This window comes from Streptomyces sp. NPDC051576 (assembly GCF_040681835.1).
In the GTDB taxonomy this organism is placed as follows: domain Bacteria; phylum Actinomycetota; class Actinomycetes; order Streptomycetales; family Streptomycetaceae; genus Streptomyces.
The window spans coordinates 77,287-97,474 of sequence record NZ_JBFAZO010000005.1; the positions used below are offsets into that span (position 1 = coordinate 77,287).

Here is a 20,188-nt window from a genome sequence, read left to right on the forward strand (position 1 = left end):
ATGGCAGGGGCAGAGCAGGAGACGCGGGCGGATCCGGCGACGGCCGACCGGGAGATCGTGATCTCCCGGGCCATCGACGCCCCGCGGGAGCTGGTGTTCGAGGCGTTCACCGAGGTCCGGCATCTGTCGCGGTGGTGGGGCCCGGAGGGGTTCACCACCACCACGCGGTCCTTCGAGTTCCGCGAGGGCGGGGCGTGGGACTTCGTGCTGCACGGGCCTGACGGGACCGACTACCAGGAGTGGATCACCTGGACCGAGATCGTCCCGCCGGAGCGGATCGCGCTGCTGCACGGTGAGTCACGCGACGACCCGAACGCCTTCGAGTCGGTCCTGACCTTCAGGCCGGACGGAGCGGCGACCCGGATCGTGATGCGCACGCTGTTCCCCACGAGGGAACAGCGCGACGAGGCGGTCGAGAAGTACCACGCGGTCGAGGGCGGTCGGCAGACCCTGAGCAATCTGGCGGCGTACGTCACCGAGCTCGTACGGAAGGGAGCGGAGGGCTGATGGCCGGGAAGGTGTTCTTCAGCGTGTCGATGTCGCTGGACGGCTTCATCGCGCCCGAGTCCGTGTCCGTCGAGGAGGAACTGTTCTCGCCCGGCAGGCAGGGCGACCCGGAGGTCCGGCGCTGGATGGCGCAGTGGACGGAGCTGCAGCAGTGGGTGTTCCCGCTGCGGTTCTTCCGGGAGAACCTGAAGCTGGGCGAGGGCGGCGAGAAGGGCCGCGACAACGACATGGCACGGGAGACGTTCGAGCGCACCGGCGCGAGCGTCATGGGCAGGCGCATGTTCGACCTCGGCGAGCGGTCATGGCCGGAGGAGGCGCCCTTCCACACCTCGGTCTTCGTCGTGACCCACACCAAGCGTGACCCGTGGGAGCGGCCCGGCGGCACCACGTTCCACTTCGTCGACAAGGGCATCGAGCACGCCCTCGACCGGGCCCGCGAGGCCGCCGGCGACCGCGATGTCCGCATCGCGGGCGGCGGCGTGACGATCCTGGAGTATCTGAACGCGGGCCTGATCGACGAGTTCTCGATCACGCTGTCACCGGTGCTGTTCGGGGCGGGCACCCGGCTGTTCGACGGCGTGGACGCGTCCAGGATCGCGCTGGAGCCGATCCGTTCGGAGCCGTCGGCACGGGTGACGCACCTGGCCTACGCGGTGCACCCGAGGTAGCCGCACCACTACTCCAACCCACCCGCCACCACCCCCCGGGCCACGCGTCCCAGCTTCGCGGCTGCGGCCTTGCCCCACGCCCCGCACCCACCTAGCCTGATTTTGTGCCGCAAATAAACAAATCCCGTATGCACAACGCCGTGCCGGGCACCCCCACCGACCTCACCCGCCTCCGCGTCACCCTCACCGCCTTCTTCGCCCTCGACGGCTTCATCTTCGCCGGATGGGTCGTCCGCATCCCCGCCATCAAGGCGCAGACCGGTGCCTCGGCCAGCACCCTCGGTCTCGCCCTGCTCGGTGTCTCGGCCGGAGCCGTCATCACGATGATGCTCACGGGCCGTCTCTGCCACCGCTACGGCAACCACCAAGTCACCGTCGTCTGCGCCGTGTTGCTGTCCCTGAGCGTGTCGCTGCCCCCGCTCACCCACTCGGCACTCACCCTCGGTCTCGTGCTGCTCGTCTTCGGCGCCGCCTACGGAGGGATCAACGTCGCGTTCAACAGCGCGGCGGTCGACCTGGTCAGGGCCCTGCGGCGGCCCATCATGCCCAGCTTCCACGCCGCGTTCAGCCTCGGCGGGATGGTCGGCGCCGGGCTCGGCGGACTGGTCGCCGGCGCCCTCACCCCCACCCAGCACCTGCTCGGCCTGACGGTGATCGGCCTGCTCGTCACCGCCGTGGTCGGCCGCACCCTGCTGCGCCTCCGGCCCCCGGCGGCCCCCGAGGGCTCGTCGAAGGAGGCGGCCCCGCCCCGCCGCCTCGACGCCCGCACCCGTGGCCTCGTCCTCACCTTCGGTCTGATCGCCCTGTGCACGGCCTTCGGCGAAGGTGCCCTGGCCGACTGGAGCGCCCTGCACCTGGAGCAGGACCTCGACGCCACGGCCGGCGCCGCCGCGATCGGCTACTCCTGTTTCGCGCTCGCGATGACAGTCGGCCGGCTCAGCGGCACCCGGCTGCTCGAACGCCTCGGCCGGACCCGCACCCTCGTGTCTGGCGGCACGGTCGCCGCCCTCGGCATGCTGCTCGGCGCCCTCGCGCCCTCCCTGTGGGCGGCCGTCCTGGGCTTCGTGATCACCGGGCTCGGTCTCGCCAACCTCTTCCCCGTCGCCGTCGAACGCGCCGGCACCCTCGCCGGCCCCGACGGAGTCGCGATCGCCTCCACCCTCGGCTACGGCGGCATGCTCCTGGGACCACCGGCCATCGGCTTCATGGCTGACTGGTACTCCCTGCCCGCCGCCCTCACCAGTGTGGCCGTGCTGGCCGCCACCGCCGCCCTCGTCGGATTCCTCACCCGGCACGCGGCAGAGCGCTGATTCCGGTTCCCCAGGGCGGAAAACAAGCCAACTGGCACCAGTACACGGGCGGTTGGGGCCCCCGAGGCACATGGGCCGAGCCACGGGGGAATAACGTGGGCCTCCACGACCGGTGTTCGACCATGTCGTGGTTCTCACCACATACGCACAGGAGCGTCCATGACCGATGAGGCAGAGAACTCCGAGCCGGATGCGCTCTCCAGGTTCGACACGACCGTGCCGCAGTCGGCCCGGATCTGGAACTACTGGCTGGGAGGGAAGGACAACTACGAAGTCGACCGGGTCGCCGGTGACGCCTTCCGGGAGATCTTCCCCGGCATAGAGACCGGAGCCCGGGCCGCCCGCTACTTCCTCGCCCGCGCCGTCCGACACCTGGCCGCCGAGGAGGGCATCCGGCAGTTCCTGGACATAGGCACCGGGCTGCCCAGCGTGGACAACACCCACGAGATCGCCCAGCGGGTGGCCCCCGAGTCCCGGATCGTCTACGTCGACAACGACCCGCTGGTGCTGGCCCACGCCCGCGCGCTCCTCTCCAGCGCTCCGGAAGGTGTCACCAACTACGTCGACGCCGACCTGCGCGACCCGGACACCATCGTGCGGGAGGCCGGGAAGACGCTGGACTTCGACCGGCCCGTCGCCCTCATGCTGATGGGCATCCTCGGTCACATCGAGGACTACGACGAGGCGCGCTCGATCGTGCGGCGACTGGTGGCCGCCCTGCCCTCCGGCAGCTATCTCGTGCACTACGACAGCACCGACACCAGCGAGGCCTACGTCGACGCCATCCGGCAGTACAACGAGGGCGGTTCGATCCCGTACATCCTGCGCAGCCCCGAGCAGATCGCGGGCTTCTTCGAGGGTCTGGAACTGCTCGAACCGGGTGTGGCGTCGTGCTCGCGCTGGCGTCCCGACGACAGCGCCTGGGGTCTGCCCGCGGAGGTGCATCAGTACGGCGGTGTCGCCCTCAAGCGCTAGACGCCGCCCGGTGGTTCAGGTCTCCTGAAGGATGCGATGCAGGATCGTCGGAGTCTCGTCCGGCGATTCGGCCTCCACCACCAGGCGGTTCATGACGTCCCAGTAGCACTCGATCTCGTCCGGCCGGTCGGGATAGAGGGCGGTGACGCGCTGCTCCAGGTAGACCATGTCGGGCAGCCGTCCGCCGGGCAGGCGCAGGATGGTCACCGGACCGGCCTCCGCCGCGTGACCGCCGGCGCGGAACGGCATCACCTGGACGGTGACCTGCGGGAGCCGGCAGATCTCGATGAGATGCCTCAACTGGGCCCGCATCGTGCGGATACCGCCCACCGGGCGCCGCAGGGCCGCCTCGTCGATCACCGCCCAGAGCTGTGCCGCCGGCCGGCGGCGCAGGATCCGCTGCCGGGTCATCCGCAGCCTGACCCGCTTGTCGAGTTCCGCCCCGCCGGCCGCCGAGTGGGCGAGCCGGAGGGAGGCGCGCGCGTAGTCGGCGGTCTGCAACAGGTGGGGAACGCGCTGGACCTCGAAGCAGCGGATGAGGCTCGCCGCCTGTTCGGCCCCGAGGTAGGTCTGCGTCCAGGTGGGCACCACGTCGTTGAAGTACTGCCACCAGGCCGGTGAGTTGGCCTGCTCGGCGAGGGTCAGCAGGGTGGCGCGCTCGGCCTCGTCGGTGACGCCGTAGAGGGTGAGCAGGTCGGTCACGTCACGGAGTTTGAATCCATGACGGCCGGCCTCCATCCGGCTGATCTTGGAGCGGGAGGCGCGGATCCGCTCGCCCGCGGCCTCGCGGGAGATGTCCCGCCCTTCCCGCAGTTCGCGCAACCGCGCGCCCAGCACCAGCCGCGGCACCATGGGACCGGCCGACAGCCCGTCCAGGATCCCGTTGCCGGACAGTGCGGGTAAGGCGTCGTCGGAGCCCATGAGCGATCTCCCTGCGGTGATACACGGCCTTGCACGCAGGCAAGCTGAGACCCGCCATCCTAGGGGCAGTTGAGCGCACGATCTTCGAGTCACGGGAATGATCTCGGCCTTTGTGATCAGGCCGCCACACAGGCGCTTTCCTATACGATTTCGCGCGCTGCTAGATCACTCCGGACACCGGGGCACCCCACTCCACGAAGCGCTAGCCCCCATCCCACCACACCACTTCATGCCGGAAGCCTTGACGCGCACGGGTTCCTCCCCCACGATCGCCGCATCGATTTCCTATCTGATTTCGCAGGGGTGGGGCATGCGTTTCCCAACCAGATCTGTTCTGCCGGGAGTTGTCGCGGTCGTGTTGCTGGCGACGGGGACGGCGGCCTGCACCTACCGGAACTCGGGTGCCACGTCCGGGAGTCAGGCCGCGCCGGCCGCGCGGACGGGCGGTGGCGCCGACCTCGTGGACGGCTCCGGGACCAAGGTCGCCCTCGTGCCCGGTGGCGCCCACCCGTACTTTCAGCCGTGGAAGACCGCGGGCGCCGCCGCGAAGAAGACGTACGGACTCGGTGCCGTCGCCTTCGACGAGACGGCGGAGTGGGACCAGCAGAAGCAGAACAACCTGCTGTCCACGCTGGCGGCCCGCGGCTACAACGCCTTCGGGGTGTTCGGTGTCTCCCCCACCGACATCAACTCGACCTTCGCGGACCTCAAGTCGCAGGGTTTCCCGGTGGCTTCGCTGGGTTCCTGCCCCGCCGGTGACAAGGACGACGCCGACTTCTGTCTCTCCACGGACGTCCAACTCGCCGCCTACAAGGCCGCGAAGGCGGCCATCACGGCCATGGGCGGCCACGGCACGCTGGTCCACCTGACCGGCAACAACGTGGACGCCAATACCCAGTTGAGGATCAAGGGCGTCGCCCAGGCGGTGAAGGAGACGGGCGGCAAGGTGAAGCTCCTTCAGACCATCACCGACATCGACACGGACCTCCAGACCGCGCAGAAGGCGGTGTCCGACCTGATGGCGGCCAAGGGCGGTCAGATCACCGGCATCGTCGCCACCGCCTACAACCCGGCCGTCGCCGCCGCCGACGTCGTCAAGTCGTCCGGGTCGAAGGCGAAGGTGATCGCGATCGACGACGACGCCAAGATCCTGAGCGGCATCAGGCAGGGCACGGTCACGGCCACCGTGGTGCAGAACCCGGCCGGTCAGGCCGAGATCGGGGCCTGGGCCCTGGCGCTGCTGCAGACGAAGCAGTGCACCGTGCGCTCGCCCGGGGTCGAGGTCGACTCGGGTTCGTTCGTCGTCACCAAGGCGAACGTGTCCGGCTACGACAAGGCGCGGCAGGCGAAGACCGCGCAGTTGAAGCAGGAGTTCGCCGACAAGATCCTCTCCTGCGGCTGATGGCCGACTCCCCCGACAGAAAGCGGAATCGCCGGATGAGCAGCAGCATCATCACGACCGCCACCGCCAGGCTGGCCGACATCGCGGTCGAGCAGGACCGTACCGACGCGGTGCAGTCGTTCGTCAAGCAGGAGACGGTCCTGGTCGCCCTGGAGACGGCCGACGGCCTCGCGGGAACCGGCTACTCGTACACGATCGGCACCGGCGGCAGCTCCGTACTCGCCCTGCTGCGCGACCACTTGCTGCCCGCGCTCGTCGGGCAGGACGCCCGCAACGTGGAGGCGCTGTGGCAGCGGCTGTTCGCGCTGACGCGGGCGACCACCACCGGAGCCATCACCTCCCTCGCGCTCGCCGCCGTGGACACCGCCCTGTGGGACGTGCGGTGCAGGCGGGCGGGCGAACCGCTGTGGCGGCTGGCCGGCGGCCACCGTCAGGAGGTGCCGGTCTACGACACCGAGGGCGGCTGGCTCCATCTGAGCGCCGAGGAACTGGTGAAAGGCGCCCTGCGCGCCCAGGAGTCGGGCTGGGCGGGCGTCAAGATCAAGGTGGGCCGGCCGCATCCCGCCGAGGACGCGGAACGGCTGCGCGCGGTACGCGAGGCGGTCGGTCCCGCGCTGCACATCATGACCGACGCCAACCAGTCCCAGACGACGTCCTCCGTCCTGCGGCTGGCGTCCGCGCTGGAGCCCTACGACCCGTACTGGCTGGAGGAGCCGCTGCCCGCCGACGACATCAGCGGTCACACGCGGCTCGCGGGCGCGACCCGGATCCCGGTCGCCGTAGGCGAGTCCATGTACTCGCTCATGCAATTCCGTGCCTATCTGGAGGCCGGCGCCGCCTCCGTCGTCCAGGTCGACGCGGCCCGGATCGGTGGCATCACCCCGTGGCTGAAGGTCGCGCACCTGGCGGAGAGCCACAACGTGATGGTCTGCCCGCACTTCCTGATGGAGCTGCACGTCAGCCTCGCCGCGGCGGTGCCCAACGGCCAATACGTCGAGTACATCCCGCAGTTGAGGGCGGTGACCCGGACCGAGCTGACCATCCGCGACGGCCTGGCCGTGGCCCCCGACGTACCGGGCATCGGCATCGACTGGGACCTCGACGCTCTGGACGACCGGAGGGTGGCATGACGACCTCGATCAGCCCGCCGGACACCGTCCCGCAGGAGCGGACGGCCCGGCACCGCCTGCCGTTCTGGGTCAACCAGCGGCTCGGCCTGCTGGTGCTGGTGATCGCGCTGAGCGTCCTGTTCGGTGTGCTGCGCCCGGCGTTCCTGGACCAGCGGCTGGTGCTCTTCCCCCTGCTGCGCGACATCGCCACGCTGACCGTGGTCGCCCTCGCCCAGATGGTCGCCCTGTCCGTGGGCCACATGAACCTCGCGGTCGGCCGGATGGCCGCCTTCGGCGCCCTGTTCGCGGGCCTCGGCTACGACCGCCTCGGCGTCCCCATGCAGGTGGGCCTCCTGATGTGCCTGGCCGCCGGTGCCGCCGTCGGCGCGGTCACCGGGTGGCTCATCGCCCGTACCGGAGTGAGTTCCTTCGTCGTCACCCTCGCCATGGACTTCGCCCTGCTCGGCCTCGTCTCCCTCCTCTACTCGGCCCTCACCGAGGACGCCGCCTTCACCACCCACCCGGCCGGAATCGACGCCCTGCGCTCCTACTCCCTCGCCGACATCTGCGCCGGCCCGATCTGCGGCTCCCCCGCCATCCCGCAGATAGCCCAGTTCACCGTGCTCGCCATGCTCGGACTCGGTTTCCTCTACGGCTGTACGCGCATCGGCCGTGAACTGCTGCTCACCGGCGCCAACCCGGCCGCCGCGGAACTGTCCGGCATCCCCACCGGGCGCCGCGTCCTGCTCGCGCACACGCTCTCCGGGCTGCTCGCGGCGCTCGCCGGGTTCATGGCGGCGGCGGGCACGGGCACGTTCCGGGCCTCCATCGGCGACGACTTCATGCTGCCCTCCTTCCTGGGCGCGGTCCTCGGCGGAACCCTGCTCACCGGTGGGGTGGTGTCCGTGCTGGGCACCCTGCTCGGCACCGCCCTGGTCGGGGTGATCCGCAAGGGCCTCGACCTGCTGGGGGTCGGCCTGGAGAGCCTGAACATCTATCTCGGCTGTGTCCTCCTGCTGGCCCTGTCGGCCGACCGGATCCGCACGGTGGTGTCCTATCGCAAGGTGGTGCGCTCGACATGAACCTCGTCAACACGAAGGGCAGCCAGGGGAGTTGGGTTCCCGCGGCGCTGCGTCGGTTCTCCCGTTCCACGACGGCGATGCTGCTGTGCGTGGTCGTGGCGGGATACGTGGCGCTGGGGGTGGCCTCGTCGGGCTCCTTCTTCGAGGGCCCCTCGGTGCGGGTGTTCCTCCAGTACCTGGCCACCCCGATCCTCATCGGGCTGGCACAGATGGTGGCGCTGTGCGTGGGGCAACTCAACCTCGCCGTCGGCGCGTTGGGCGGTTTCACCGCCTGCCTGATGGGCGTCCTCATGGCCGACCACGGTGTGCCCGCCGAAGTCGCCGTGCTCGTGGGCCTGTTGACGGCGACGGCCATCGGCCTGGCGACCGGTGTCGCCATCGTCGCCACCCGGATCAACGGGTTCATCGTCACCCTGGCCACGATGACGATCCTGCTGGGGGCGCAGTACCGGCTCGTCGGCACCCGTACCGTCGACGGCTACTCGCGCACCCTGCGCGACCTCGGCACGGCGGCGCCGCTGAACATCCCGCTCGTGTTCGTCACCGCCCTCGTCGCGGCTGCCGCGCTGGCCGCCTTCATGTACCGCACGGTCGCGGGCCGACGGCTCCTCGCCGCCGGCGGCAATCCCCTCGCGGCCCGGCTCTCCGGTATCTCCACCGACCGGCAGATCGTGGCCGCGCACACCTTGTCCGGGCTGCTGATCGGCGTGGCCGCCGTGACCTCCACGGCCTCCCTGCCCGGCGTCAACCGCAGCGTCGGCGGCGACTGGCTGCTGCCGAGCTTCGCCGCGCCGATCATCGGGGGCGTGGCGCTGACCGGCGGATCGATCGCCGTGTTCGGCACGGTGCTGGCGGCCTTCGTCACCCGGCTCATCGACGCGACCCGCGCCCAGTTCTCGCTGGATCCGAGCTGGGTGAACCTCCTCATCGGCCTGGTGGTGCTGGGTACGGTCGCCGGTGGCCGGCTGCACCAGACGCGCTCGGCGAAGTCCGGGGCATCCGACGGCGCCGTCCTGCCACAGACCGGAGGTGCCCAGTGAGTTCGGTTCTCCTCGAATGCCACGACCTGGTCAAGGTGTTCCCCGGTGTCCGCGCGCTGGACGGCGTCGGGCTGCAGCTGAGTGCCGGCACCGTGCACGCCCTCCTCGGCGAGAACGGTGCGGGCAAGTCCACCCTCATCAAGGTCCTCACCGGTGTGCACTCCCCCGACGGCGGCCGGCTCACCTGGTGCGGCGAACCGGTGCGGCTGCGCTCGCCGTTGGAGGCGACCCGTACCGGCATCGGTGTCGTCCACCAGGAACGCAATCTGATCCCGGGCTTCTCGGTGGCGGAGAACATCACCCTGCAGAACCCTCCCTCCCGCCGCGGGTTGGTCGACCGCGAGGCCATGACCGCACCGGCCCTGGCCTGCCTCGCGGAGCTGGGCGTCGACCTCGATCCCGCGCAGCCGGTGCGTGAACTGTCCGTCGCCCAGCAGCAGTTGGTCGAGATAGCCAAGGCCCTGTACACCGAGAGCCGGGTGCTGCTGCTGGACGAACCCACCGCTTCACTCTCCCCGCAGGAGACGGACCGCCTGTTCGAGGTGGTCCGTCGACTGGCAGCGCGCGGTGCCTGTGTCGTCTTCGTCAGCCACAAACTGGAGGAGGTCTTCGCGGTCTGCGACACGGTCACGGTCCTGCGCGACGGACGATCCGTCCTCGAATCCGCCCCGCTCTCCGGCCACACCCACGACGACATCGTCGGCCTCATGGTGGGCCGCGCCCACGCGGCGACCGAGATGCGCCCGCGCACGGTCGACCGCTCAACCCCGCCGGCACTCGAACTGGACGGGGTCTCCACCGCGGGCGGACACCGTGACATCAGCCTGGAGGTCCGGCCCGGGGAGATCGTCGGCCTGTACGGGCTGGTGGGCGCCGGACGCAGCGAGCTGGTCAAGGCGGTGCTCGGCCTGGACCGCGTCACCGGCGGCGAGATCCGCGTGCACGGCACGCCGGCCCGCATCACCTCACCCCGCCAGGCACTGCACGAGTTCGGCATCGGGTACGTCACCGAGAACCGCAAGGAGGAGGGTGTCTTCCTGGAGCAGCCCATCGTCCGCAACATCACGGTGACGGTGTGGAAGCGGCTGGCCAGGGCGTTCGGGTTCGTCCCGGCCCGCGAGGAGCGCGACACCGCCCAGGACCTCGTCGACCGGCTCGGCATTCGCATCTCGGGCCTCGGTCAGAACGCCGGTGAACTCTCGGGCGGCAACCAGCAGAAGGTCAGCCTGGCCAAGTGGCTGGCCGCCGACACCCGGCTGCTCGTCATCGACGAGCCGACGGTCGGCGTCGACGTCCGCACCAAGCACACCTTCCACGAACTGATCTGGGACCTGGCCCGCGACGGCCTGCCCATCCTCCTCATCAGCAGCGACCTCGCGGAGATGGTCACCCTCGCCGACCGCATCGTCGTCATGACCGACCACCGTGTCCGCGGCGAGATCGACAACGACCGCGACTACGACCGGATGAGCGGCCGGGTGATCCGCCTGATCCACGACCGCGACACGGTGCGCTCATGAGGCGCGTGGCCCAGGTCATCGCCGTACGCCCGGAACGGCTGGACGAATACCGGGAGTTGCACCGCGACGTACCGGAGCCGGTTCAAGTCCGGCTCCGGTACTGCCACATCGCCAACTACTCGATCCATCTGCTCGGCGACCGGCTGTTCGCCTACTTCGAGTACCACGGCGACGATCTGGCGGCGGACCTGGCGCTGATGGCCGCGGACGAGGCGACCCAGGAGTGGTGGCGGCGCACCGCGCCCTGCCAGACGCCTGTTCCCGAGGCGGGACCCGGCGAGTGGTGGGCCACGGCGGAGCAGGTGTTCCTCATGGAGTAGGCGGCTCGTCGCCGCAGTCCTCGATCTGCCGTTCAAGGCTGCGTGTCAGATGGTCCGTCATCGCCTCGGCGGCCCGCTCGGGGTTGCGGCGCAGCACCGCGCGGACGATCCGCTCGTGCTCGGCGACGGTCGGGTCCCCGGCACCGACCACCTTGCTGAGCCGGAAGATGTGCAGATGCGCGTGGAGCCTTTCCACCGCGTCCGCCAACAGGGGCCGGTGCGCGGCCTGTCCGAGCGCTTCGTGGAACCGCTGGTCGAGGGCGGCGAAGTCGCGGTACGACGCGTACCGTCCGTTGGGGCTCGGATGGGCCTGCATCTCCTCCAATATCCGCTCCAGGCCGTCGAGTTGGTCCTCGGAGGCGTTCACGGCGGCGAGCGCGGCGGCGCGGGGCTCCAACAGCAGCCGCATCTCGAAGAGTTGGTCGAGACCCTCCCGCGTCAGCAACTGCGTGGCCCGGTATCCGGACAGCGCCCGCTTCACCACCAGACCGTCGGACTCCAGCCGGGCCAGCGCCTCTCGGACGGGGGTCGGTGAGACCTTGAGCGTGCGGGCGAGCGCTTCGATGCCGACGCGTGCGCCGGGGGCGATCTCGTGGTCCATGACCATCGCCTTGATGCGCTCGTACACACTGTCCGACAGCGCCTGCCGGACGGGCGGCGCGCTCCGCTCGTCGCCCTCGTCCGGGACCCCGGCCGCGGAAGGACTGTGCGGCGGCATCCCGACTCCTCCTCAACGCACGGCGTGTCCCGACAGTTTACCCAGGTGGCCGCCGATGAGCGGGCCCTTGCTCACGCCTCCGCGGGAACCGCCGCTCCCCCGCTCTTCTCGGTCAGATCGAGACTGCTGCGCAGGCTGACCGGCTTCAGCAGGATCGCGGCGATCACCGCGAGAAGGGCCGCGCCGGCCGAGAGCAGGAAGATCTCCGCCGTGGCGTCGCCGTACGCGACACGGATGATCGCCTGTACGGCGGCGGGTTGCGCGCCGACGTCCGTGGCGGCGCCGGTGCTCCGCAGCCCCGCCGAGGCGAGCCCGTCCGCGATCTGGTCCTGGACGTGCCGGGCCAGGACGGCGCCCAGCACGGAGACACCGATCGTGCCGCCGAGGGAGCGGAAGAAGGACACGGTGGAGCTGGCCGCGCCGATGTCCTTCAGCGGCACGGTGTTCTGGACGACGAGCACCAGGTTCTGCAGTGTCATGCCGACGCCCATCCCGACGCACAGCATGGCCACGCCCAGGAAGAGCATCGAGGTCCTGGAGTCGATGGTGCCGAGACCCGCGAATCCGACCGTGAGGAGAGCGGCGCCGGTGATGATGAACGGCTTGATCTTCCCGGTCCGGCTGATCAGCCGCCCCGCGACCGTGGAGGCGACGAGGATGCCGGCCATCATCGGAATCGTCAGCAGTCCCGCCTCGGTCGGACTGTGTCCGCGGCTGAGCTGGAAGTACTGACTGAGGAACACGGCGGCACCGAACATCGCCGTCCCCACGGCCAGACTGCCGACGATCGCGAGGGCTGTCGTGCGCTGCCGCACGATGCCCAGAGGTACGACAGGTTCGGCGGCCCGCGACTCCACCCACACGGCGATGCCGATCAGGACCAGCCCGCCGCCGACCATCGCCGCGGTCTGCCACGAGGCCCAGCCGAAGGAGTTGTCGACGAACGACACCCAGACCAGCAGCACACTGACGCCCGAGGCGATCAGAGTGGCCCCCAAGTAGTCGATCTTCACGTTCTCGCGCCGCAGGACGGGCAGGTTCAGCGTCCGCTGGAGCAGGAACAGCGCCACGGCGGCGATCGGCACACCGATGAAGAAGCACCACCGCCAGCCCAGCCACGAGGTGTCGACGATGACCCCGCCGAGCAGCGGCCCGCCGATGGTCGAGGTCGCCGTGACACTGCTCAGGTATCCGCTGTAACGGCCGCGTTCCCGTGGCGGGATCATCGCCGCGAGGGTGATCTGGACGAGGGCCTGCACCCCGCCCACGCCGACGCCCTGAAGGGCCCGCGAGGCTATGAGCTGCCCCGCGCTCTGACTGATCCCGGACGCCACGGCCCCCAGCACGAACACGGCGATGGCGGCCTGCACGAGGGTCTTCTTGCTGAACAGGTCGGCGAGCTTGCCCCAGATCGGCGTCGTCGCCGTGGTGGTGAGCAGGGTCGCGGTGACGACCCACGTGTACTGGGTCTGCGATCCGTGCACCGCCCCGATGATCTTCGGCAGCGCGCTGGAGACGACCGTACTGCTGAGGGTGGAGACGAACAACGCCAGGAGCAGCCCGCTCAGCGCCTTCAGCACCTTCCGGCGGGCCGCGGGGGACGGATCCGTGGGACTCGACTCGTTCACTGCCGTGCTCATCAGACAGACTCCCGCTCACGGGGTCGCTATACACCGCGTATAGCGACATCGGTTCACCATACACGGCGTATAGCGGCGAGTCCCGCCTGAGCGGCCAATGACCTGCGCCAACCACCTGGACGGACAGGGGCGATGCACATCGCGTGCACACCGGCGGGGAAAGTGCTGGCCGCTGGCCAGTAGCTGTGCAAACTCAGCTCGCCGATCATGCCCCGCTCCCTGAAGGAGGCCGGTGCGTTCTCCCAGTCCACCTCCAGCGCGAAGCGGTAGGTGTCGAGCGTCAACGCGAGGGACCCGTGGCGCATGCGGAGTTGAACGCTCCGCAGCGGCACACCTGAGGCGACCAGGACGGCATCCATGAAGTCGCGCGGGATCGGACCGGGTACATGCGGATCCCACCTCACCCGGAGATCGTGATGTTGGCCGTAGCGACGGGCCGGCCCGCAGGACGTCCAGCTCGTTGCCTCGCAGCTCGGCGCGCACCACGACCGTTTGGGCTCCGTCGTTGTTGAGCTCTCCGCTCACGGTGAGGCAATCGGATGCCCGGTCCCGCTCGGCCGATGCGGTCGTCAGCTTCAGACTTCCTTGCCCTTGCTACTTCGCCAGGGGAGTGTCGTCCGTACCCTCCGGTGGGCGTGGGGCGGTGGTTCTGGCCTGCGCGGCAGGGGTCAGTGTCCGGTCCTGGTCCATGCTGTCGCTAGAGCAGCCAGCGACCATGAGGGCCAAAACCCCTACAGCCGCTACTCCGACGGTGCGTCCGGGTACCGCTGCGATGGTCCAAGTACCCATGGAAATGGTGCCTTTCTGCGTGCTGCGGGAAGTGGAAAAGGGGAGAACTGACCGTTCACCCAGAGGCGCCGGGAACCTCGGCGGCCCAGATCCTCAGACGCAGCACGCTGGTTGGCGTGCCGCTAGCCCAGGTTCAATGGCCCTTCTGCTCGAAGGTGGTGCTGCGCGCCAGTGGTCATGCCTACAGCCGCAGTGCGTGCCAATGGCAAGGTGCGATCGCGAACTGACTTCAGAGTGGGACCGCCGACCACCACGAACCTCGCCCCCTCCAGCAGGTCGGCGCGCAGTGCCAGGGCGTCGTCGAGGGTGCGCAGGACGTGTACGCCTGCCAGGCCGCCGGTGGCGATCACCAGGTTGTCGAACGCGAGGCGGTCGCCGTCGTCCTGCAGGACCTTCCGCCCGGCGGTGTCCAACCCGACTGCTCTGCGCCCGAGTTGGAGGTTGGCGTCAAGTTTGGCGATGGCCTGGTCGTCGCGCAGTCGTACCCGATCCGGCTGCCAGACCCCGGACAGGATCTGCTTTGGACAACGGAGGCCGGTCGTAGGGAAGAACGGCTTCGTCTCCGACGAGGGTGAGGGCCCCGTCGTATCCCTTGTTGCGCAGGGCCTCGGCTGTGGCCAGTCCGGCGGCCGAGGCACCCACGATCAGCACATCACTGGGCACGGACGTCGCTCCTTACCAGGTCACGGGCAGTTCGTAGGCCCCGAAGACGAACCCGTCGTGTTTGAACGGGATCTCCCCCAGGTCGGCGGCGAGCGCCAGGGTGGGGATCCTGCGCAGGAGGGTGGGGTAGACGACCTGGAGTTCCATCCGGGCCAGCGGCTGGCCCAGGCACTGGTGGATGCCGTAGCCGAAGGTCGCGTGGAGGCGGGCGTCGCGCGTGATGTCGAGGCGGTCGGGGTCGGGGAAGACGGCGGGGTCCCGGTTGGCGGTCTCGTTGACCGGGATGATGCCCTCGCCGGCGCGGATGACCTGGCCGGCGATCTCGATGTCCTCCAGCGCCACGCGTCGCAGCCCGCCATGGGTGATGGTGATCCAGCGCAGCAGTTCGTCGACCGCCGAGGCGATCAGCTTCGGGTCGTCGGTGTCGCGTAGGAGGGCAAGCTGGTCGGGGTACTGGAGCAGGGTCAGCGTGCCGAGCGTGATCATGTTCGCGGTGGTCTCGTGCCCCGCGAACAGCATCAACACCCCCATTTCGGTGGCCTCTTCGTGGGTCAGCTGGCCGGCCTTGATCCGCTCGGCGAGTCCGGAGAGCAGGTCCTCGGCGGGGTTGGTGAGCTTCTCGCTCAGCAGCCCGCCCAGGTAGTCGATGAGCTGCTGGCGTGCTCCGAGCCGCTCTTCGCCGGAGGTGTGCCGGTTGATGATGGCCTTGCTGCTGGTCTGGAAGAAGTCGTGGTCGTCGTAGGGCACGCCGAGCAGTTCGGAGATCACCAGGGACGGCACCGGCAGTGCGAACGCCTCGACGAGGTCGACCGGGTTCGGGCCATCCAGCATCGTGTCGATCAGCTCGTCCACGATCCGCTGGGTGGGCACGCGGAGCGCCTCGATGCGCTTGATGGTGAAGGCCGAGGTCGCCATCCGCCGCAGCCGGATGTGCTCGGGGTCGTCCATCATGATGAAGCTCATGCCGACCGAGTCCCGGCCGCGTTTCCTCAGTTCCTCGGTCATCGAGGCCTCCCCGGCGGAGAGCTTCGGCGCACCGGGACGCATGGGGTCCACGCTGACCCGCTGGTCGGACAACGCCGCCCGGTGGGCCGCATGACCGGTCACCAGCCATGCGGTGCTGCCGTCCCACAACCGGATCCGGGTCAGCGGTCCCTCCGCCTGCCGGGCCCGCATGGCGGGCGCGGGATCGAGCGGGCACCGCGCGGGCCGGCTGATGTCGTACTCCGGGAGCTCGGACGGGGTGTCACTCGTCGGGCTGCCTACTGCGCTGGTCACTGCTGTCTCCTGCTCGTGAAACGGCCATCGAGGGATCGCCGAGCTGTCGTATGCGTGGCTCAGGTGGGGGTGCATGTATCGGCACGCAGCCGTCGCGGTGCGTACGGCGGGGCGGTACGTCCGGCCGGCGGCGGAGCTGGTTCGAGGGGGTACGGGGCTGCCGCGCCACCGAGGGCGCCGGGGCCTTTCCGGCCGTGAGACCAGGGAGGCGGCACCGTGGCGGCCCTTCAGGGGAGTCGAAGGGCCGCCACGGTCATCTCCGGCTTTCCTGCCGTGCCGACGCGTTCGGGTCGCGCCGTCTTCGGGACCGTGGCCGTGATGCGTCCGCCGCCTCAGGGCGGCACGAGATGCGGTCCGCGTCGCTGCGGGCCATCTGGTCTCCTTCGACTGGGCGCCCCCGGAGACCCAGGCAACACCTCCCGGCAATTTAAGTCAAGCCGTTTAAGTAATTCCGTTGATTTAAACGCTCACGAGACCTCACCCCGAGACCACAGAGTGATCGGCCACGGCCGGCGTTCAGCCCTCGCGCGTGACGGGTGCCTGCCACGCGGCGACGATGACGTCGATCAGGCCGTTCGCCGTCTCGCGCCAACTGCCGCGAGGAGTGGGGGTGTTGTCCGCGAGGGCGCGCTCCCGCTCCGCGACCGTCTGCGTGACCAGGTGCCGCGTCATGGCGGCACGTTCGCTGTGCACCTCGGGCGGCAGGTCGGGCAGGCAGCGGTTCAGGCCGGCCTGCAGCTTCTCCGACGACGGTGAACTGGCCTCGAACTCCTCGGACATGACCGCCCGCAGCGCTGGGTCGAAGGTGATCTGAGCGATGAACCTGCCGTACCAACTGGGGCTACCCAGGGACTCCACGTGCCCGGTGACGGGACGCACCGCGCACGCCACCCAGTCCCGCAGGTCGGTGGAGTCGCCGATGGCGGCCAGCATGCGCGCACGCCCGGCCTCGATCGCCTCGGCATGACCGCGAGCGATGGCGCGGACCAGATCGATCTTGGTGCCGAAGTGATAACTGACCGCCGCATTGTTGCCCTGCCCGGCCGCCTCACTGATCTGCCGATTGGCGACCGCGTGCACGCCGTGCTCGGCGAAAAGCCGCTCACCCGCGGTCAGCAGCGCCTCCCGCGTCGCGCCGACCTGCTCGTCACGGGTCATCCTGCCGGCCATCTTCACCACCGCTTCGGGACATCGCACCAGTTCGCGGAAGCCCGTCCCCCAGGCAACCGCGGACCCCCGGCCGGATCGACGAGGCCGAACGGCGAAAGCGTACGCAATTACGCGAACACTTCGAGCCCCCCTCTCCACAGCCTCCCAGTGCGACCCTCCGGCCAGGCTGAGCCAGGGGGTCGCACCGGCCTGAACACGTCCGGCCACGGGTTGCATTTTAAAGCAACACACTTATTTAATGGGGTCGGAGTCACCCCCCGGCCCGGCCGACGCCACCAAGGTCGCCCAGACCGTCATCACCAAGGTCCGCCGCAACGACGTCGTCCTCATGCACGACATCCACCCCACCTCCGTCGCCGCCGTCCCCGAGATCCCGCACACCCTCACCGCCCGTGGCTACCACTTCGTCACCGTCAGCCAACTGCGTGCCACCCTGTGAGTCCGAGTCCCGTCGCTCGTCCCGTTGGTTCCCGTAGGTGGAGCCGTCGGGACCAGGCGTGAGGTCACCTCAGCGCCCCCTTCGGAGTGGTGACGGAAGATGAGGCGGGCACCGAGCACCCGGGCTTGGCCGGGGTGCTACTCGGTGCCCTGCCGGTTCCGGACGACGCGGAGGCGGCGCGGGCGGCCACCGGGTTGGACCGGAAGCCGAAGCCGTGATCCAGGACCCGACGACGGGTCTGTCGTCGTCCCTGTCAGGGCCGGTCGTGACCGACGGCCCGCCACCGCAGGACGCCGGTGACCAGGTTGGTGAAGATCCACTCCACGTGCCGTGGATCGGTCTGCGCGAGCAGGTCCACAACCATCCTCACCTCCACTCCCTCCAGACCCGCAAGCGCGCGGCGCGCCGTCGCGCCGACCCGGCAGGGTTCGGTCTCCGCCGCCGCCTGGGCGTCGAGGAGTTCGGCCATGACGTTGACGGACCTGGAGAGCCGGGCGTTCTCGTCCCATCGCTGAGAGCCGACACTGGCGTCCGGGTCATCCTGGGCGATGCGTTACCCGGTCGCCCAGCCGCCGTGGCCCTGCGGTCCACCCGAAGGCCGAGCGCCAGACCGAAGCGGGATACCGCGACGATGGTCGCCGCCCCTTGTGACCATCGACCGGTCGAACTCGTCCGCCTCACGGTCCCCAGGCACACGACACCGCGAGCACAATGCGGTCCGACACGCGGGTCGCTGCCTGCGGCACGGGGGCGCTCCGTCCTGGAGGTATGCCGCCTGTTCGTCCACCGCCTCACCACCTGTCTTGGCGGACCAACCACGAAGGCCCTCCCGGCCGCCACCCCTGTGCCTTCGTCATCCCGTCGACAGACAGGCACCTCCGCCTTGAGCGAGGGCACGACGCGCCTGGTGAAGCGCTCCGAAATCGGCGGAGTCGACGACCGCCCCGCCTGAACGGCGTCATGCGGCCGAGGTACGACTCGACACCTGTGCACTCGCTGCTTCCGGCACCTTCAAGGCACAGTGCGAAATGCGCGCCCATTGGCGAAGTACTTGTCGGACACGGCCCGGACCGCGTTGATGACCAGTGGTGCGGCACGTTCCACCGTGGCGCGCGCGTCGCCGACGACGGAGATCGCGCCCGCCGGGCCCTCGTGCCCGCGGATGGCGAGTCCGAGGCAGGCGATGTCCGCGAAACACTCCCCCTCGTCGAAGGCCAGCCCCTTGCGACGACGCACAGCTCCGAGTTCCCGGTGCAGAACATCCACCCGCTCAATGCTGTGGACGGTTCGCCGCCTCATCGCCGCCGCGCACCGCGCCTCGACCTCCTCCGGGCTCAACCACGCGAGCATCGCCTTGCCGAGGCTGGTGCAGTGCGCAGCCTCCCTGCCGCCGACCTGCGAGGGTACGGTGACGGCTGCGCGGCCCCCGATCTTGTCGAGGTAGTAGATCTCGGCCCCGTCCAGCACCGCCAGGTGAACGACCATACGAGTGTGGACGGCCAGTTCCAGCAGTTGGGGGGCTGCGGCTGCGCGCAGAGCCCCGTGCCCGATCTCTCGGCCGCCCAGCCCCAACGCCCGCGACCCCAGCGTGTACCCCGTCTCCGCGTGGTGGAGCCACTGCAGGCGGACCAGTTGCTCGATTATCCGGTGGGCGGTAGAGCGAGGGAGTCGTGTGCGGCGAGAAACCTCTTCGAGCATCACACGCGTCTGCGGGTGCTCGAAAAGGTCCATGATCAACGTCACGCGCTCCATCATCGACGGGGGCAGTACGGCCCGTTCAGCCTCGAAACGTGGACTGAGGTCAAGGGCAGACGTCATCGTCGGCGCCTCTCTGCTGAAACTAGAATCTATTTCAGTTTGCCGGACGACAAGCTACTCCCCGGAACAGTCGTCGACCAAGACGTGTGCACCGTCGAATATGGCAACTCACGCTTTACGTCAGTGATGTGACACCTCGTCAAACCCACCGCCTCTACTGCCGGTTCGCTGTCGAGCGTCAGCCTCCGCTGTACGGCGCGACCATCAGCCGTGCCGCCAGCCTCAGATCCGACTCGGCCTGGCGAACCGTGATCTCTTCGGTGAGCATGGCCACGAACAGTCCCCACCAGCTATAGATGAGCAGTCGCACCACGCTGCGATCCTCTTCTGCTGGCTCGGACGTGACCAGAATCCGTAGCAGCGTCCGCCCGAGGCCGGTTTCGACGACATCGAACCGGCCTGGATGCGCCCCCGAGTACTCGGTGAACGCGGACAGGGCGGCAGCAGACGCCAGCAGCGGGGTGTCGAGCAATGTGAGGCTGAGCGCAATGAGGGTGTCGCTGACTTCGGCCACCCGGTCCGCCGTCGCATCGACCGGTTTGTCTTCGCCGTGGCTCTGAAGGATCGTTTCTATGTGCCACTCGAAGACCGCACTGAACAAATAGGGCTTCGAAGGGAAGTAGCGATACAGCGTGCCGAGGGCGACCCCGGCCGCTTTGGCGACGTCCTGCATCTGGATGCCGGCGAGCCCGTCACGATCGGCGAGTTCGGAGGCCGCTCGCAGAATCCGGACGCGGCGCGCGGCCTGCCCGTATGAGACAGGAGCGGCCGGCTCTCGCGGCTCGGTGCCTCTCCCCACGTCTCCCCCCAAGCGGTCGG

General features: G+C 69.4%; 20 protein-coding genes and 1 pseudogene. 11 read left to right on the top strand and 10 right to left on the bottom strand.

From position 1 onward, the window contains the following. The 4 genes from AB0M63_RS17650 to AB0M63_RS17665 all read left to right on the top strand — a co-directional run bounded on the left by AB0M63_RS17650 (window position 1) and on the right by AB0M63_RS17665 (window position 3,460). Entirely contained in the window at window positions 1-507 is a 507-nt protein-coding gene (locus AB0M63_RS17650) for an SRPBCC family protein (protein ID WP_366019997.1), read from the top strand. Continuing rightward, window positions 507-1,175 (top strand): dihydrofolate reductase family protein, encoded by a 669-nt coding sequence (locus AB0M63_RS17655; protein ID WP_366019998.1) that lies wholly within the window; start codon window positions 507-509, stop codon window positions 1,173-1,175. Before AB0M63_RS17650 ends, AB0M63_RS17655 begins: the two co-directional genes overlap by 1 nt. Window positions 1,176-1,303: 128 nt before the next feature. Beyond that, window positions 1,304-2,485, top strand: coding sequence for an MFS transporter (locus tag AB0M63_RS17660; protein ID WP_355901569.1), 1,182 nt, complete (start codon window positions 1,304-1,306; stop codon window positions 2,483-2,485). Between the two features lie 159 nt (window positions 2,486-2,644). Further along, window positions 2,645-3,460, top strand: coding sequence for an SAM-dependent methyltransferase (locus AB0M63_RS17665; protein ID WP_355901570.1), 816 nt, complete (start codon window positions 2,645-2,647; stop codon window positions 3,458-3,460). A 15-nt stretch (window positions 3,461-3,475) separates the two neighbouring features. On the opposite strand, the gene AB0M63_RS17670 is transcribed toward AB0M63_RS17665, so the two are convergent. Then, window positions 3,476-4,381, bottom strand: coding sequence for a helix-turn-helix transcriptional regulator (locus tag AB0M63_RS17670; protein WP_355901571.1), 906 nt, complete (start codon window positions 4,379-4,381; stop codon window positions 3,476-3,478). A 310-nt stretch (window positions 4,382-4,691) separates the two neighbouring features. Between AB0M63_RS17670 and AB0M63_RS17675 the strand changes: the two genes are divergently transcribed. The 6 genes from AB0M63_RS17675 to AB0M63_RS17700 are packed head-to-tail and all read left to right on the top strand — an operon-like array spanning window position 4,692 to window position 10,854. Further along, window positions 4,692-5,783 (top strand): substrate-binding domain-containing protein, encoded by a 1,092-nt coding sequence (locus AB0M63_RS17675; protein WP_366019999.1) that lies wholly within the window; start codon window positions 4,692-4,694, stop codon window positions 5,781-5,783. 35 nt (window positions 5,784-5,818) lie between these two features. Next, a complete protein-coding gene (locus AB0M63_RS17680) occupies window positions 5,819-6,913 on the top strand; it encodes a mandelate racemase/muconate lactonizing enzyme family protein (RefSeq protein WP_366020000.1) in 1,095 nt (364 codons plus the stop codon). Beyond that, the gene (locus AB0M63_RS17685; RefSeq protein WP_366020001.1) at window positions 6,910-7,974 is read left to right on the top strand and encodes an ABC transporter permease; all 1,065 of its coding nucleotides are present in this window, start codon (window positions 6,910-6,912) and stop codon (window positions 7,972-7,974) included. Before AB0M63_RS17680 ends, AB0M63_RS17685 begins: the two co-directional genes overlap by 4 nt. Further along, entirely contained in the window at window positions 7,971-9,014 is a 1,044-nt protein-coding gene (locus AB0M63_RS17690; RefSeq protein ID WP_366020002.1) for an ABC transporter permease, read from the top strand. Before AB0M63_RS17685 ends, AB0M63_RS17690 begins: the two co-directional genes overlap by 4 nt. Continuing rightward, window positions 9,011-10,534: a sugar ABC transporter ATP-binding protein gene (locus AB0M63_RS17695; protein ID WP_366020003.1), complete on the top strand. Its 1,524-nt coding sequence runs from the start codon at window positions 9,011-9,013 to the stop codon at window positions 10,532-10,534. The genes AB0M63_RS17690 and AB0M63_RS17695 overlap by 4 nt, the downstream gene beginning before the upstream one ends. Continuing rightward, window positions 10,531-10,854, top strand: coding sequence for an L-rhamnose mutarotase (locus AB0M63_RS17700; protein ID WP_366020004.1), 324 nt, complete (start codon window positions 10,531-10,533; stop codon window positions 10,852-10,854). The genes AB0M63_RS17695 and AB0M63_RS17700 overlap by 4 nt, the downstream gene beginning before the upstream one ends. Here the strand turns inward: AB0M63_RS17700 and AB0M63_RS17705 are convergent. The 6 genes and pseudogenes from AB0M63_RS17705 to AB0M63_RS17730 form a co-directional block, all read right to left on the bottom strand. Then, entirely contained in the window at window positions 10,844-11,572 is a 729-nt protein-coding gene (locus AB0M63_RS17705; protein ID WP_355901578.1) for a GntR family transcriptional regulator, read from the bottom strand. The two genes, AB0M63_RS17700 and AB0M63_RS17705, sit on opposite strands and share 11 nt — an antisense overlap. Before the next feature lie 71 nt (window positions 11,573-11,643). Then, window positions 11,644-13,212 (bottom strand): MFS transporter, encoded by a 1,569-nt coding sequence (locus AB0M63_RS17710; RefSeq protein ID WP_366020005.1) that lies wholly within the window; start codon window positions 13,210-13,212, stop codon window positions 11,644-11,646. 53 nt (window positions 13,213-13,265) lie between these two features. Further along, window positions 13,266-13,616 (bottom strand): hypothetical protein, encoded by a 351-nt coding sequence (locus tag AB0M63_RS17715; protein WP_366020006.1) that lies wholly within the window; start codon window positions 13,614-13,616, stop codon window positions 13,266-13,268. 627 nt (window positions 13,617-14,243) lie between these two features. Continuing rightward, window positions 14,244-14,664 (bottom strand): annotated as a pseudogene (locus tag AB0M63_RS17720) (FAD-dependent oxidoreductase); the annotation flags it as partial. A 12-nt stretch (window positions 14,665-14,676) separates the two neighbouring features. After that, on the bottom strand, window positions 14,677-15,942 hold the full coding sequence (locus AB0M63_RS17725) for a cytochrome P450 (protein ID WP_366020007.1): 1,266 nt from the start codon (window positions 15,940-15,942) through the stop codon (window positions 14,677-14,679). A 516-nt stretch (window positions 15,943-16,458) separates the two neighbouring features. After that, window positions 16,459-17,112, bottom strand: coding sequence for a TetR family transcriptional regulator (locus AB0M63_RS17730; protein ID WP_355901582.1), 654 nt, complete (start codon window positions 17,110-17,112; stop codon window positions 16,459-16,461). A 238-nt stretch (window positions 17,113-17,350) separates the two neighbouring features. Here AB0M63_RS17730 and AB0M63_RS17735 point away from each other — a divergent pair, with 238 nt between their 5' ends. Then, entirely contained in the window at window positions 17,351-17,551 is a 201-nt protein-coding gene (locus AB0M63_RS17735) for a hypothetical protein (RefSeq protein ID WP_355901583.1), read from the top strand. 253 nt (window positions 17,552-17,804) lie between these two features. Here the strand turns inward: AB0M63_RS17735 and AB0M63_RS17740 are convergent, their stop codons facing one another. The 3 genes from AB0M63_RS17740 to AB0M63_RS17750 form a co-directional block, all read right to left on the bottom strand. Beyond that, complete coding sequence (locus AB0M63_RS17740; RefSeq protein ID WP_366020008.1) at window positions 17,805-18,020, bottom strand: hypothetical protein; 216 nt, start codon at window positions 18,018-18,020, stop codon at window positions 17,805-17,807. A gap of 542 nt (window positions 18,021-18,562) precedes the next feature. After that, window positions 18,563-19,303, bottom strand: a complete 741-nt coding sequence (locus AB0M63_RS17745) for an IclR family transcriptional regulator (RefSeq protein ID WP_366020374.1) — start codon at window positions 19,301-19,303, stop codon at window positions 18,563-18,565. Between the two features lie 244 nt (window positions 19,304-19,547). Then, window positions 19,548-20,168 (bottom strand): TetR/AcrR family transcriptional regulator, encoded by a 621-nt coding sequence (locus tag AB0M63_RS17750; RefSeq protein WP_355901586.1) that lies wholly within the window; start codon window positions 20,166-20,168, stop codon window positions 19,548-19,550. Window positions 20,169-20,188 lie beyond the last annotated feature (20 nt).